Origin of the sequence: Amycolatopsis sp. WAC 04197 (assembly GCF_003947475.1) — a bacterium.
Lineage (GTDB): Bacteria > Actinomycetota > Actinomycetes > Mycobacteriales > Pseudonocardiaceae > Amycolatopsis > Amycolatopsis japonica.
The window spans coordinates 494,710-509,087 of the sequence record NZ_QHJK01000001.1 but is presented as its reverse complement, the minus strand read 5'-3'; the positions used below and the strand labels follow the sequence as shown (position 1 = coordinate 509,087).

The following is a 14,378-nucleotide window of genomic DNA, read 5'->3' as shown; positions in this document are numbered from 1 at the left end:
CTAGTGGGCCAGGCCCGGCGGCCGCTCTTCCCGAGCGACGGTCGGGCCTTTTCCGTGCTTCGGCCGTCGCGATTCGTCCGGAAGGGGTTCGACGACCGTGGCGCTGTCCGCCCGACGGTCCGCGACCACGGTCTCCTCTTCGTCCTCCGGCAGCAGCACCTTGTGCCGTGCGGGCAGGAACGCGATCACCAGCCCGAGCGCGGCGAGGCCGAGGTGCAGCCAGTTGTCCGGCCCGTTGAGGTTGAACGGGTTGCCTGCCTGTGAGACCGGGTTCGTCGAAACGGTCCCCGTGATCATGAGACCCCAGACGAACAGCGCCCCGAAGGCGACGAACGTCAGGAAACCGAAGACCCGGGACCGCCCCGACCCGAAGGTCAGCAGCAGCCCGATCGCGCCCAGCAGGACGAAACCGAGGTTGTACAGGGGATTCACCGAGAAGCCGAGCACGGTCGCGTCGCTGCGCCCGGCGAAATCGGCGAATCCCGTCCTGGTGAAGCCCACGATCCCGAACACCAGGAAGGCCAGGCTCGACAGCCCGGCGAGTACCTGAGCGGGCTGGAGCCCCGCCGTCCGGATACGAGCGCGTTGTGCACGTGCCATTGCTCCGCCTCCCAGAGTTGGCGACCTGAATTCACGCTGGCCCCCGGATACCCCGCTGCACTTCCGGACAAACAGCATCGTCCGAACGGGCTACCCGTGAACACGAACGGGTGACGCGGTCAACAGGTCATGTGGGCAAGGTGAGCGGAGTCTTCCTCCTGGTGGGGCTGTGCCTGGGCGCCATCCTCGCGATGGTCCTGATCCCGGCGTCGCGCCCCGGTCCGGTGGCGGTCGCGGAGGCGGTGCCGGGCACCACGGCGCCGTCCGTCGAAGTCGAGGTCGAACCGGAGGACCCGGTCGTGTCCCCGACGCCCTCGTCGTCGGCGGCGCCGGGTCCGCCACCGAAGTCCGTCGACAGCCAAGCCCTCGCGGACCTCGTCCCCGGCGGGCAGGTGAGCGTGGTCGTCTACGACCGCACCGCCAAGAAGAGCACCGTTTCGCTCAGGCCGGAACGGTCCTACACCTCGGCGTCCCTCGTGAAGCTCCTCATCGCGCTGGAAGCGCTTCAAGCGGGCACACCGTCGGACACCGTCCAGCGGATGCTGTCGGTCAGCGACGACGACATCGCCAGCAGGCTGTGGACGGCTCTCGGCGGCCCCAAGATCGTGACCCGCTGGGCGGCGAAGATCGGCCTCGGCGGTACTCGTCCGCCCGAGGATCCCGGCCGCTGGGGCGACACCCGGATCACCGCCGCGGACGTCGTGAAGATCTACCGCTACCTGCTGGACCAGGCGGGCGCCGGGCCGCGCACGACGATCATGCGGGCGTTGAGCGGCGCGACGGAGAACGGCTCCGACGGGATCCGGCAGTACTTCGGCATCCCGGACGCCGTCGGTTCCCTTCCCTGGTCGATCAAACAGGGCTGGGCGTGCTGCCGCGGCTCGCGGATCCTGCACAGCTCGGGCGCGGTCGGCGAAGACGACCGCTACATCGTCGTCGTCCTGACCTCTCAACCGTTGTCGACCACCTACACCGGGGCGGGCCGACGGGTGACGGAGGTGGTCAAGGCACTGCTCCCCGCTATTGACGAGGTGTAAACAAGGTGGGACAGTGGCGTGACGCCGCTCTCTCGGGAGGTCGTCATGAGCACCGAAGCCCGCATGCCCACCTTGACCCCGCTCGGCCCGGATTCCGTTGCCTGGCAAGTGGTCGGCGACCGGAGACTGTTGCTCGGCGCGGGGACGGCGTTGCTGCTGCAGGTCGCGCATCCGGTGGTCGGCGCCGGCGTCCACGACCATTCGAACTACACCGAAGACCCGTGGGGCCGCCTCGACCGGACCATCGATTCCTTGCTGAGCCAGGTTTTCGGCGGCCGGGAGGCGGTCGCGGAGGCGGAGCGGCTCCGCGAGCTGCACAAGACGATCAAGGGCGTCGACCACCACGGCGAGCGCTACCACGCGCTGAACCCCGAGGCGTACTGGTGGGTGCACGGCTCGACGTTCTGGACGACCGTCCGCATGCACGAGGTCTTCGTCCATCCGTTGTCCAACAAGGAAAAGCGCCGGTTCTACGCGGAATGGCGACGCGTCGGCCTGCTGCTCGGCCTCCGTGAGCACCACATGCCCGAGGACCTCGAAGGGTTCGAGACCTACTTCGACGACGTCGTCGCGAATCGGCTCGAAGACAACCACACGGTCCGGGAACTGCTCCACTCGATCACCATGCGCGACACACCACCGCCCCCGTGGTGGTTCTTGCCGGAAGCCCTGTGGCGCCCCGTCCGGCCGGCGGGCGGGAACGTGCTGACCCTGTGCGCGATCGGCTTGCTGCCACCGACACTTCGCGAGCGCTTGAGTCTCAAGTGGACGGGCACCGACGAACGCCGCCTCCGGCGCCTCGGAGCGATCACGCGAGCGGCCGGGAAACGGGTTCCCGACCGGATCCGCTTGTACCCCAAGGCTTATCGAGCCAAGTCACTCGACGACGTCCACTAGCGCGCCCTTGGCGCCGGTGTTGGGCAGCGGCCACGGCGTGACCCCGCCGTTGGTGACGATCTTCTTGTCCTGCGGCGCGCACGGCGGCACGGTCCGCGCGCCGATCCACGCCAGCACGTCGGGCACCTGCGCCTTGAAGGTGTTCATGTTGTGCCCGGCGTCCGGGATCCGCCACGACGAGAGCGTCGCGGGCGCGCGGACGGCCGCCTGGATCTGGTCGATCGAGAAACTCTCGAAGCTTTCCTTGTCCCCCGCGATCGCGAGGATGTCGACAGGCGACGGATGCTTCTGCAGGTTCACCGTGACCGTGTTCGCGTCGACGATGTCCTGCCTGCCCTTGAACAGGTTCTCCGTCTCGGCGTCCACCGAAGCCTTGTAGTACCCGCTGACGCTCGCCGCCTGGCCGTACCACTGCGGATGCCGCGTCACCAGGTTCATCGCGCAGTATCCACCCGACGACCAGCCCGCCATCGTCCACGCCTTCCGCTGCGGGTTGGCGCCGAGTTTCTCGATCGCCCAGTCGCGGATGTCGGCGGTCAGGTAGGTGTCGTTGGCGGTGCCGTTGACCTCGTCGATGCATTCGGTGTCGTGGCCGACCTTCGGTTTCCCGGTCGGGTCCGGGATGATCACCAGGGTCGGCGGGAGCACGTGCTTCGCGATGGCCGCGTCGAGTTTGGCGGGCAGTTCGTAGGGGCCGGTGACCACTTCGGGCCCGGACGGGTAGTTCGGGATCCATTCGACGACCGGGAATTTGAGCGACCGGAACGCGGGATCGTAGTACTGGGGCGGGAAGTACACCGAGACGTCGCGCGTGAGGCCGGTGCGCTTGCCGGTCACCGTCATGTGCACGACGGAACCCTTGCCCTCCTTGGCCCGCATCGCCCCGGCGTCACGCAGTTTGTCGAGATCCGAACCGTTCTGCCCGGCGACGGCGTCGACGCTCTCCCCGGAGTACACGCCGGTGCCGAACAGCGCGCCGACCGTGGGGAAGAACCCGCCGATCATGTTGCCGCCCATCCCGGTGCTGACCACCACCAGCACGACCGCGACGAGGATCGTGCCGCTGCGGCCGAGAACCTTGCGGCGCCAGCGTTCCCAGAGGAACGGGACGGCGATGATCGCGAGCAGCGTCAGCACCAGGACGATGACGAGGTTCAGTGTCGAATCGAGCCGGATGGCACTCAGTCCCAGTCCCATGGCGATCGTGTCCCTCTCCGGCCGCGGCACGCCCCCGCACCGCACTTCCCACATCTGGATCAAGAGACGTGCGACCACCGGGAAGTGTTGTCCAGGGTGACGCGTGTCACCCTGGACAAACCGGGTTCCGGACTACTCAGCCTGCGAGAGCGGTACGCAGCACGCCGATCGCCTGCTTTATCGCGGCCTCCGCGGCGTGCGTTTCGCGCAACGTGTTGAGCATGACGAAGTCGTGGACAATGCCCTGGTAGCGCACGGCCGTCACCGGCACACCGGCCTGACGCAGCTTCGCGGCGTACGCCTCGCCTTCGTCGCGCAGGACGTCTGCCTCGGCCGTGATCACCAGCGCGGGCGGGAGACCGGCCAGCTCGTCGAGGCTCGCCCGCAGCGGAGACGCGGTGATTTCCGCGCGCTGTGCCGGATCCGTCGTGTACTGGTCCCAGAACCACTTCATACCGTCGAGCGCGAGGAAGTAACCCTCGGCGAACCGCCGGTAGGACTCGGTCTCGAAGCTCGCGTCGGTGACCGGGTAGAAGAGCACCTGCTGACGGAAGGTGACGTCGCCGCGCTGCTTGGCGAGCAAGGTGAGCGCCGCGGTCATGTTCCCGCCGACGGAGTCCCCGGCGATCGCGATCTTCGTGCCGTCGAGCCCGTTTTCGGCGCCGTGCTCGGCGACCCACTTCGCCACGGCGTAGTTCTGCTCGATGGCGACCGGGTAGCGCGCCTCCGGCGAACGGTCGTATTCGGGGAAGACGACGGCCGCGCCCGCGCCGACGGCGAGTTCGCGGACCAGACGCTCGTGGGTGTGGAAGTTCCCGAAGACCCAGCCGGCGCCGTGGATGTAGACGATCACGGGCAGCGGCCCGGCGACGCCCTGCGGCCGCACGATGCGGACCTCGACGCCGTCCACGTGCGTGGTCTCGACGTCCGCGGCGGGCAGTTCGACGTCACCGCCCTGGACCTCGTCGACGGCCTTGCGTCCTTCCTCCGGCGGCAGCTGGAAGAGGAACGGCGGCGTGGCGGTGGCCTCGACGAAGGCCTGCGCGGCCGGTTCGAGAGCCAGGTTGTGCGGGTTGGCGGTCATTTCTGCCTCCTGGGTTCCGAAGTCGATGCGACAAAGGTAGCTCGCAACTCAGTTGTGCACAACTAAAATGCACTCAAGGAGATTTAGCCCACTCCCATGGCGAGGTGCGGCATGATCGGCGCACCATGGGGAGAAGGAGGACCGATGCCCACGGACAACACCGGGTCGCTGTGCCTGGACGATCAGCTGTGCTTCGGGCTCTACGCGGCATCGCGGGCCGTCACCGCGCTCTACCGCGTGGTGCTCGACGATCTGGGCCTGACCTATCCCCAGTATCTGGTGATGCTCGCGCTCTGGGAGGAGGACGAGCGGCTGGTCAAGGAGCTCGGCACCGTGCTGAACCTCGACTCCGGCACGCTGTCCCCGCTGCTCAAACGACTGGAGAAGTCCGGACTGGTCCAGCGCGTCCGGCAAGCCGACGACGAGCGGTCCGTGCGCATCAGCCTGACCGGGGACGGCGCCGCGCTCAGGGAACGCGCGAGCGGGATCCCGAAGATCATCGGCGACGCGATGGGGCTCGACGCCGCCGGTCTCGCCCGCACCCGCGCGGAGCTCGATCGCTTGACCGAATCCGTGAACGCCTACCGCGAGGCCTATGTCCCGGCCGGTTAGCATGGGATTTCCGGCGCGGACAAAGGGATGACGATGATCGATCACGACGCGGCGCTCAAGGCCGTCGAGAACAGCTTGGACCGGCCGTCCGCGGCCCGCGTCTACGACTACTTCATCGGCGGCGACACGCACTACGCCATCGACCGCAACTTCGCCGAGAAGGTGCGCGAGCGCCTGCCGCTCATGGGCGACTACTGCAAGACCAGCAGGCAGTTCCTCGGCCGGGCCGTGCGGCACTGCGCGGAACTGGGCATCAAGCAGTTCGTCGACATCGGCTCCGGGCTGCCGACCGCGGGCAACGTGCACGAGGTCGCCGACGAGGCGCGGCCGCAGGAGGACACGCACGTCCTCTACATCGACAACGAGCCGATCGCGCTCGCGCATTCGACGCTGCTGCTCGCCGACACCGCCGACCCGGACCGCCACCACGCGATCGCGGCGGATCTGTTCGATCCCGAGGACCTCTGGAACCGGGTGATGGACTCCGGCATCATCGACGTCCGCGAACCGATCGCGCTGGTGGTCAACGCGGTCATGCACTTCATCAAGGACGAGCAGGACCCGGACGGGCTGCTGGACTTCTACCGCGACCGGCTCGCGCCGGGTTCGCTGCTGGTGCTCTCGCAGATGACGAACGAGAACCCGGCCAACGACGAGGAACGGCAGGCGCTGCTGGACATCCTCGAGTACTACGAGACCACGACGAACCCCGGTTTTCTGCGCACCATGGACGAGTTCCGGCGCTTCTTCGGCGGCTGGCCGCTGCTGGAGCCGGGTCTGGTCTACGCGCCGGCGTGGCACCCGGACGAGAAGACGATCTTCGCCGCTTCGCCGTCGGAGTCGCGCGTCATCGGCGGGATCGCCCGCAAGCCGTAGCTTTTTCCCGTGAAGGCCCCCTTCCCGCGGCTGAGCCGAGGGAAGGGGGCCTTCACGCGCTTGTGACGTGCGTCGCCTTGCAGTGCAACTAGGTGCATATGAAACTAGGTGCATGGCATTGGAGCACGCGATCCTGGTCTCCCTGTCCGAGCGGTCCGGCTCGGGCTACGAGCTGACGCGCCGCTTCGAGAAGTCCATCGGGCTGTGGTGGAGCGCCACCCACCAGCAGATCTACCGCGTCCTCAAGCGGATGGAGGACGCGGGCTGGATCACCGTCGACCAGGTCGCGCAGTCCGGGAAACCCGACAAGAAGGTGTACACCGTCGGCGACGCGGGGCGGGCCGAACTGGCCCGCTGGCTCGCCGAACCCGATCCGTCGGCCACCGCCAGGGAGCTCGCCGTGAAGATCCGCGGCGCGGCGCTCGGCGATCCGGCCGCCGTCGCCGCCGAGGTCACCCGGCATCGCGACGCGCACGCGGCACAGCTCGACGCGTACCTGCTGATCGAGAAGCGCGACTTCCCCGACCCCAGCGTCCTCAGTGGACAGTCGTTGCACCAGTTCCTCGTGCTGCGCGGAGGAATCCGAACCGAACAGGGCCACGTCGAGTGGCTCGAGGAAGTCCTCCGGGCATTCCACCACGATGCGTAAGGACCAGCGATGAGCCCGTACCCGAACCTGCTGTCCCCTCTCGATCTCGGCTTCACCACCCTGCGCAACAGGGTGATCATGGGTTCGATGCACACCGGCCTCGAAGACAAGGAAGCGCATTTCCCGCAACTGGCCGAGTATTACGCCGAACGCGCCCGAGGCGGCGTCGGGCTGATCGTCACCGGTGGTTTCGCGCCGAACCGGACCGGCTGGCTCCTGCCGCTGGCCTCGAAGCTCTCGACGCGCGCGGAAGCCAAGGCGCACAAGCAACTCACCGACCCGGTGCACGAGGCGGGCGGCAAGATCGCGCTGCAGATCCTGCACGCCGGCCGGTATTCCTATCACCCGCTGAGTGTTTCCGCGTCGGGGATCAAGGCGCCGATCAACCCCTTCAAACCGCGGGCCCTTTCCGGATACGGCGTGCTGCGCCAGATCCGCGCTTTCGCCGATTGTGCCTTCCTGGCCAAGGAAGCGGGCTACGACGGCGTCGAGATCATGGGCTCCGAGGGCTACTTCATCAACCAGTTCCTCGCCGAACGGACCAACAAACGCACCGACGAATGGGGTGGCAGCGCGGAAAACCGGCGGCGGATCGCCGTCGAGATCGTGCGCCGAACGCGGGAAGCGGTCGGCGAGGACTTCATCATCATCTACCGGCTGTCCATGTTGGACCTCGTCGAGGGCGGGCAAAGCTGGGAAGACGTCGTCGCGCTGGCCAAGGAGGTCGAAGAGGCGGGCGCGACGATCATCAACACCGGCATCGGCTGGCACGAGGCGCGGGTGCCGACGATCGTGACGTCCGTGCCGCGTGCGGCCTTCACCTGGGTGACCGGGAAACTCAAGCCGCACGTCGGGATCCCGGTGGTCACGTCGAACCGGATCAACATGCCCGAGGTCGCCGAGGAGGCGCTGGCCGGCGGCGACGCCGACCTGGTGTCGATGGCGCGGCCGTTCCTCGCCGACCCGGAATGGATCCGGAAGGCCGAGACCGGACGCGAGGACGAGATCAACACCTGCATCGCCTGCAACCAGGCCTGCCTCGACCACGCCTTCAAGCGGAAACTGGTGTCCTGCATGGTGAATCCGCGCGCGGGCCACGAGACGACGCTGACGTTGTCGCCGACGCGGAAGACCAAACGCGTCGCCGTCGTCGGCGCGGGTCCCGCCGGGCTCGCGGCCGCGACCGGCCTCGCCGAACGCGGGCACGCGGTCGAACTCTTCGAAGCCGACGACGAGATCGGCGGCCAGTTCGGGATCGCGCGCAAGATCCCGGGCAAGGAGGAGTTCGCGGAGACCATCCGGTACTACACGCGGCGGCTGGAGGTCACCGGTGTCAAGGTGCGCCTCGGCACGCGCGTGGCCGCGGCCGATCTGATCGACGCCGGATTCGACGAGGTCGTGCTCGCCACCGGCGTGACGCCGCGGGTGCCGTCGCTTCCCGGTATCGATCATCCCAAGGTTCTGTCCTATGTGGACGTCGTCCGGCACGGGAAACCGGTGGGCGGCAAGGTCGCCGTGATCGGCGCGGGCGGGATCGGCGTGGACGTCAGCGAGTTCCTGACGCACACCACCTCCCCCGCGCTCGATCTGGACGCGTGGATGGCCGAATGGGGCGTCACCGATCCCGAGCGGGCCGCGGGCGGGCTGACCGAACGGAAGGTCGAGCCGTCACCACGGCAGGTGTTCCTGCTGCAGCGCAAGAAGTCCGGGATCGGCGCGGGGCTGGGCAAGACCAGCGGCTGGGTGCACCGGGCCGCGCTGAAGGCCAAACGCGTCGAGCAGCTCACCGGGGTCACCTACGAGCGGATCGACGACGACGGCCTGCACATCACCGTCGGTGACAAGCCACGCGTGCTCGACGTCGACACCGTGGTCGTCTGCGCGGGACAGGAGCCGGTGCGCGACCTCGTCGACGACCTGCGGGCGGCCGGACTGCCGGTGCACCTGATCGGCGGCGCCGACGTCGCGGCCGAACTGGACGCCAAACGGGCCATCGATCAGGGAACCCGCCTGGCCGCCGTTCTCTGACGAGTGGCCGCCTAGATGGCAGGATGAACCCTTGTGCGGGACGTATGCGTGATCGGGCTCGGGTTGATCGGTGGTTCGCTGCTGCGCGCGGCGCATTCGATCGGCCGCACCACGTTCGGGGCGACGACCTCCGAAGCTGACGCGGACGCCGCCAGCAGAGCGGGTTTCGACGTCACCACGCAGGTCGAAGCGGCGCTGAGCAAGGCGGCGGAGCGGGACGCGATGATCGTGCTCGCGGTGCCGCTGCCCGCGGTCGAAGAGGTGCTCCGTACCGTTTCGCGGGTCGCCGGGCACTGCGTGCTCACCGACGTGACCAGCGTGAAGGGGCCGGTGCTCGACTCGGTGCGGCGCCGCGCGCCGTACGCGAAGTTCGTCGGCGGGCATCCGATGGCCGGGACGGCGAACTCGGGCTGGAAGGCGAGCAATCCGGCGTTGTTCGGCGGCGCGGCGTGGGTGCTGGGCGTCGAACACGACACCGATCTGACGGCGTGGGCGGAGGTCGCCCAGCTCGTACTGGACGTCGGCGCGCACGTCGTACCGCTGCCCGCGGACTCGCACGACGAGACGGTCGCGCGGATCTCGCATCTGCCGCATATCTTCGCGGCCATCCTGGCCACGATCGGCGCGCAGGGCGGGCCGCTGGCGATGTCGCTGGCCGCCGGGTCCTATACGGACGGCACGCGGGTGGCCGGGTCGAGTCCGGCGCTGGTGCGGGCGATGACCGAGGGCAACCGGGACGCGCTGCTGCCGATCGTCGACGAGGCACTCGGGCGGCTGGGTGCCGCGCGGGGATCGCTGGCGTCGACGGGTGGTCTCGCGGTGACGGTCAACGCGGGCCACGAGGGTGCGCAAGCGTTTGCGGCCAGCAAGGACGCGGAACGTGCTGGGGTGCGGGTCAGCCTCAGCGCCCCGGACGCGCGCGACGGCCTGATCGCGCTCGGGGAGCGCGGCGGCCGGATCACGGCCATCGAGGGCGACATCGCGATCGGCGAGGTCTCCTGACGCGTTTCGTCCTCTGAATGCGGTCCTTACGTGTGCAAGTACCGCGTTCAGAGGACGAAATGCGGGAGGTTGGGGGGGTTACTGGCCCTGCGGCGGGTTCTGGGGCTGGGGGTTGTCGGGGGTGTCGTCGAACTTGTTGATGAACCCCTTCGCCTTCTCGACACCCGAGTCGATCTGGGAGTCGTGACCGGAGAACTTCGACTTGGCGAAGTCGGCCGCCTTGTCCAGGCCGCCCTCGATCTTGTCGTTGTGCTCGCGGAGAGCGTCGGTGGCCTTGTTCTTCAATTCATCGAAGTTGATGCCCATGGCCACATCGTCACACAGGTACGAGTGAACACGCCTCGACGATCACCCGTCATGGGGACGCTCAGAACGGCCGGTCGCCCGCGATGGCGACGCGTTCGGCCACCCGCGTGTACGGGTGGTAGTCGTTGACGGCGTAATGCTGGGTGGCGCGGTTGTCCCAGAAGGCCACCGAACCCGGCCGCCAGGCGAAGCGCACCTGGAACTCCGGGATATGCGCCCGGCTGAACAGGTACCGCAGGAGCCTGTCGCTCTCGTCTCGGTCGATGCCGACGATGTGCGTCGTGAAGGCCTGGTTCACGAAGAGGGTGCGGCGTCCGGTCTCCGGATGCGTGCGGACGACCGGATGCTCGACCGGCGGGAACGCGTCCTGGTGGCGCAGCAAGAGTTCCGGATCGGAGAAACGGTCGAAGCCGGGGATGAAGTCGTGCACCGCGGTCAACCCGTCGACGCGTTCGCGGACGTCTTCGGGCAGGTTGTCGTAGGCGGCGGCCATGTCGGCCCACATCGTGTCGCCGCCCACCGGCGGGACCTCGATCAGCCGTAGGACCGAACCGAGCGCCGGCGCGGGCCGGAACGTGACGTCCACGTGCCAGATGTTCTCGAACGCGGGCATGGTCGCGGACCGCGCGAACCGCGTGGTGTCCTTAGTCTCGCCCGTGGGGATGAACGGGTTCGTCTCCAGTTCGCCCCAGTTGGCGGCGAACGCGCGCTGGTGCGCCGAAGTGATGTCCTGATCGCGGAAGAACAGCACCTTCCACTCCAGCAGTGCGCGGTTCAGCTCGGCGTGGAGCTCGGGTGTCAGCGGACAGGCGAGGTCGACGCCGCCGATCTCGGCGCCGATCACCCTTCCCAGCGGGCGCAGCGAGAAAAGCTCGTACGGGCGCTCCTCGACACCTTCCGGCAAGCGCCGCAGCAGACGCGGCCCTTCGAGGATCCCGCCGTCGGGGACGGTCGCGGGGCGGAGGCGGACACGGTCGGGCAGTTCGATGGACATGGAGGCTCCCTGGATTCACCGTCGGACGACTTCGCGAGATGAGGAGCTACGCGGGCGGAGAGCCCAAACGTCCACGGCGCAGGAAGAGCGCGACGGCACCTTCACCCACCGAACGGATCGGCGAGGACTCCAGGATGGCGGACACGTGGCCATCGTCGGCGCGTTCTGGCATGCGGTCAACATCGTCCACGGGCCGGGACGATCATCGTCTCCGCTCGGACGGGAAGCTGCCCGACCACGTGTTCCGGTGCTCGCGTGGCCGCAGCGCCTCGGCCAGCACCCACTGCGAATGCGTCGTGCCGCCCCGGCCCACCGGGCCGAGCTGGAAGGTGACCCAACCGACCCAATGCCCCGTCGTCGTCGCCCGCCACATCCCCAGCAGTCCGGGGACGGTGGCGGTGAGATCCAGGCCGTCGGGCAGCCGGGCTTTCACCGCGCCGACGGGGTACACCAGCGTGAGATCGACCCAAACGGGCTGGTTGGGCCGGACCATGTGCAGGTGACGCGGCCCCGGCGGCAGCGTGTCACCAGTGTCGAGCATGCGTCGATTATGCGTGAAAACTCGAACATTAGTTCGAGATGATGCTCACCCATCCCCCGTCCGGGTGGGTAGGTCAGGCGCGGCGGTGATACGGCAGGAAGCGCCGGACCAGCCGCAACGGCGCGCGTTCGACGAGGTCGGGACCGCGCACGGCGTCGAAGGCGGCGCCGATCTGGTCGACGACGCCGGACAGCTGTTCGTTGTCGGGCATCGGCATCTCCGCCGGGTCCCGTTCCTCACGGACGGCGGCCGCGAGTTCGGCGAGGGCCGCCGTCAGGAGCGCGACGTCGGCTTCGTCGGGGGCGGGGGCGCCGCGTCCGAGGGTGACGCCGACCTCGGTGACGGCGTCGGCGACGCGTTCGAGCCCGGCGATCACCGGCCACCAGGCGACGGCTTGCCGTCCGGCGGCGGAGGGTTCGACGACGACCTGCTGGAACGCGGTCCGCAGGTCCGCCAGCGCGCGGTAGGCGCGGCGGCGGGCGCGTGAGCGCTCCAGGCGTGCCTCGCCGGACGGCGCGAGCACGAGTCCTTTGTCGACGTACTTCACCAGGCTGTCGAGGCTGTCGGCGAGCCGTCCGCCGACCTGCGGCCGTCGGCTGCCCGGCCAGAGCAGGTAGCCGAAGATCAGGACGATCGCGCAGCCGAGCACGGTGTCGACGAGCCTCGCGAGCACGATGTTCCAGCTTCCGGTGCTGGCGAGGTCCATCTGCAGGATGATCAGCGGCGTCACGAAGGCGCTGAGGATGCCGTAGTTACGCACCTTGCCGACCGCGACGCCGCCCGCGAAGACGGCGATCAGCAGGACCAGCAGCCAGCCTTCGCCGCCCGCGGCGAGCACGGCCGCGCCGATGCCGACGCCGATCACCGTGCCGATGCCGCGCAGCACGGCGCGGCCGAAGACCGAGCCGAAGTCCGGTTTGAGGACGATGCCGACGGTGAGCGTGATCCAGTAGGACCGTTCGAACGGGACGAGCAGCGCGACGACTTCGGCGATCGCGACGCACAACGTGAGGCGGAGCGCGGCGAACCAGGTGAGCGGGCCGGAAACGAGCGAAGCCGCCCAGCCGCGAAGGCGTTTGTGCCAGGGCTGGACCTCGCGCCGTTTCCGGTTGTCGCCCTTGCCTATCCGGGCGAGCCCGGCGTAGAGGGCGGCGAGGACCGGGTCGGCGTCTTCGGGCGCTTCGGGCGGCTCGGGCAGTTCCTGGTTCGCGAGGACGGCGGCCGAGGTCGCGATGAAGTGGTCGATCACGTCGTCCGGGGCGTGGCGGCCGGCGTTGACCATCGCGACCGACGCCTCGACGGCGGGGGTGCTGGCCGAGAGCAGGTTGAGCAGCTGGCGGTAGGTGGCGTCGCGGCCGGACAACCAGGAGCGGGCGGTGAGCAGCCGGTCGTACGCGGTGTTCATCGCGGTCGTGAGCTGGTGCCGCGCGACGCGGGAGGTGGCCTCGTCGGTCGCGGAGAGCATCGCGGCGAGTTCGACGTAGACGTGCGCGACGGCGCCGCGTTCGGGGCTGGTGGCGCGGAAGGTCCAGGTGGCGAGCGCGATCAGCAGGCTCCAGGCGGCGCCGACGCAGAAATAGCCGAGGAGGACTTCGACGCGCAGGCCGGTGACGTGCTGGCCGGTGCCGAGCACGCAGAAGACGAACATCTGCAGTCCGGCGACCGACGCGTTGCTGCCCGCCGCGCTGATCAGCGCGGACACCGCCGCGACCCCGACGACGACCGGGATGGACGCGGCGGGGATGCCGCCGGTGATCAGTCCGGCGAAGTAGCCGAGACCGGCCGCCGCGGTGGCTCCGCCGAGCCGCCGGGCGCGGTAGCGGTACGGGCCGGCGGATTCGGAAAGGACGGTCGGCAGGGCGCCGGTGGAGACGAGCGCGCCGACTCCGATGTCGCCCAACGCGTAGCCGACGGCGAGTGGGACGGCGAGGGCGAGGACGGCGCGGGTGACCATGTTCCACGGAATGGGAACCGGTGTGCTGCGGAGCAGCTGCACCAGCCAATGTGGTGCGGCGATCTCGCGGCGCGGCGTGCTCACGCCCCTATCTTTACTTATCCGTGGCGTTCGGAGCGGTTATCGTCGCCACATGGGCAAGACGTACTCCTTCGAGGTCAACCGGACGAGCAGCGCCTCGCCCGCTTCGCTGTTCGCGCTGGAGGCCGACGGTTCCCGGTGGTCGGAATGGGCGAAGCCGGTGGTGTTCCACTCGCGCTGGGCGCGGGAACCGGGCGCGGACGGCGTCGGCGCCGTGCGGGCCGTCGGCCTGTGGCCGGTGTATCTCCACGAAGAGACCCTGGAGTACGAACAGGACCGAAAGCATGTCTACGGCTTCGCGGGTCTCGCGCTGCTGAAGGACTATCGCGCCGAAGTCTCGTTCACGCCGAACGCTTCCGGCGGCACGGATCTGCGATGGACCGGCCGGTTCACCGAACCGCTGCCCGGCACCGGCGCCGGCATCCGCACAGCCCTGCGCGCCGTGATCTCGATCCTGGCCACCCGCCTGGTGAAACACGCCGAACGCGCCTGACCCCACCCCCCGCCCTTCCCAAGGGGG

The 14,378-nt window shown here is 68.9% G+C and carries 15 protein-coding genes; 8 read left to right on the top strand and 7 right to left on the bottom strand.

Translation table 11 applies throughout. The features are described 5' to 3' along the window. Entirely contained in the window at positions 1-600 is a 600-nt protein-coding gene (locus DMC64_RS02515; RefSeq protein ID WP_125731790.1) for a DUF4383 domain-containing protein, read from the bottom strand. A 131-nt stretch (positions 601-731) separates the two neighbouring features. On the opposite strand from DMC64_RS02515, the gene DMC64_RS02510 reads away from it, so the two are divergent. Both DMC64_RS02510 and DMC64_RS02505 read left to right on the top strand, forming a co-directional pair. Next, positions 732-1,637, top strand: a complete 906-nt coding sequence (locus DMC64_RS02510) for a serine hydrolase (protein WP_125731788.1) — start codon at positions 732-734, stop codon at positions 1,635-1,637. Positions 1,638-1,682: 45 nt separating this feature from the next. Then, on the top strand, positions 1,683-2,534 hold the full coding sequence (locus DMC64_RS02505) for an oxygenase MpaB family protein (protein WP_125731786.1): 852 nt from the start codon (positions 1,683-1,685) through the stop codon (positions 2,532-2,534). On the opposite strand, the gene DMC64_RS02500 is transcribed toward DMC64_RS02505, so the two are convergent. Further along, positions 2,514-3,731 (bottom strand): esterase family protein, encoded by a 1,218-nt coding sequence (locus tag DMC64_RS02500; RefSeq protein WP_125731784.1) that lies wholly within the window; start codon positions 3,729-3,731, stop codon positions 2,514-2,516. The genes DMC64_RS02505 and DMC64_RS02500 overlap by 21 nt on opposite strands. Positions 3,732-3,867: 136 nt before the next feature. Continuing rightward, a complete protein-coding gene (locus DMC64_RS02495) occupies positions 3,868-4,815 on the bottom strand; it encodes an alpha/beta hydrolase (RefSeq protein WP_125731782.1) in 948 nt (315 codons plus the stop codon). 144 nt (positions 4,816-4,959) lie between these two features. Between DMC64_RS02495 and DMC64_RS02490 the strand changes: the two genes are divergently transcribed. The 5 genes from DMC64_RS02490 (at position 4,960) to DMC64_RS02470 (ending at position 9,982) form a co-directional block, all read left to right on the top strand. After that, complete coding sequence (locus DMC64_RS02490; RefSeq protein ID WP_037333227.1) at positions 4,960-5,427, top strand: MarR family winged helix-turn-helix transcriptional regulator; 468 nt, start codon at positions 4,960-4,962, stop codon at positions 5,425-5,427. Between the two features lie 27 nt (positions 5,428-5,454). Beyond that, a complete protein-coding gene (locus tag DMC64_RS02485; RefSeq protein ID WP_174491988.1) occupies positions 5,455-6,303 on the top strand; it encodes an SAM-dependent methyltransferase in 849 nt (282 codons plus the stop codon). A 112-nt stretch (positions 6,304-6,415) separates the two neighbouring features. Next, entirely contained in the window at positions 6,416-6,952 is a 537-nt protein-coding gene (locus DMC64_RS02480; RefSeq protein WP_037333229.1) for a PadR family transcriptional regulator, read from the top strand. A 9-nt stretch (positions 6,953-6,961) separates the two neighbouring features. Then, positions 6,962-8,980, top strand: a complete 2,019-nt coding sequence (locus DMC64_RS02475; RefSeq protein WP_125731780.1) for an NADPH-dependent 2,4-dienoyl-CoA reductase — start codon at positions 6,962-6,964, stop codon at positions 8,978-8,980. Positions 8,981-9,028: 48 nt separating this feature from the next. Next, positions 9,029-9,982 (top strand): prephenate dehydrogenase, encoded by a 954-nt coding sequence (locus DMC64_RS02470; RefSeq protein WP_037333234.1) that lies wholly within the window; start codon positions 9,029-9,031, stop codon positions 9,980-9,982. Between the two features lie 78 nt (positions 9,983-10,060). Here DMC64_RS02470 and DMC64_RS02465 read toward each other — a convergent pair whose 3' ends face one another. The 4 genes from DMC64_RS02465 to DMC64_RS02450 all read right to left on the bottom strand — a co-directional run bounded on the left by DMC64_RS02465 (position 10,061) and on the right by DMC64_RS02450 (position 13,861). Next, the gene (locus DMC64_RS02465) at positions 10,061-10,288 is read right to left on the bottom strand and encodes an antitoxin (RefSeq protein ID WP_016330787.1); all 228 of its coding nucleotides are present in this window, start codon (positions 10,286-10,288) and stop codon (positions 10,061-10,063) included. Between the two features lie 61 nt (positions 10,289-10,349). After that, positions 10,350-11,282 (bottom strand): TauD/TfdA family dioxygenase, encoded by a 933-nt coding sequence (locus tag DMC64_RS02460; protein ID WP_125731778.1) that lies wholly within the window; start codon positions 11,280-11,282, stop codon positions 10,350-10,352. 202 nt (positions 11,283-11,484) lie between these two features. Then, positions 11,485-11,823: a hypothetical protein gene (locus DMC64_RS02455; protein ID WP_016330785.1), complete on the bottom strand. Its 339-nt coding sequence runs from the start codon at positions 11,821-11,823 to the stop codon at positions 11,485-11,487. A gap of 73 nt (positions 11,824-11,896) precedes the next feature. Then, positions 11,897-13,861, bottom strand: a complete 1,965-nt coding sequence (locus DMC64_RS02450) for an FUSC family protein (protein ID WP_125731776.1) — start codon at positions 13,859-13,861, stop codon at positions 11,897-11,899. A 49-nt stretch (positions 13,862-13,910) separates the two neighbouring features. Between DMC64_RS02450 and DMC64_RS02445 the strand changes: the two genes are divergently transcribed. Continuing rightward, the gene (locus DMC64_RS02445) at positions 13,911-14,351 is read left to right on the top strand and encodes an SRPBCC family protein (RefSeq protein ID WP_073846095.1); all 441 of its coding nucleotides are present in this window, start codon (positions 13,911-13,913) and stop codon (positions 14,349-14,351) included. Positions 14,352-14,378 lie beyond the last annotated feature (27 nt).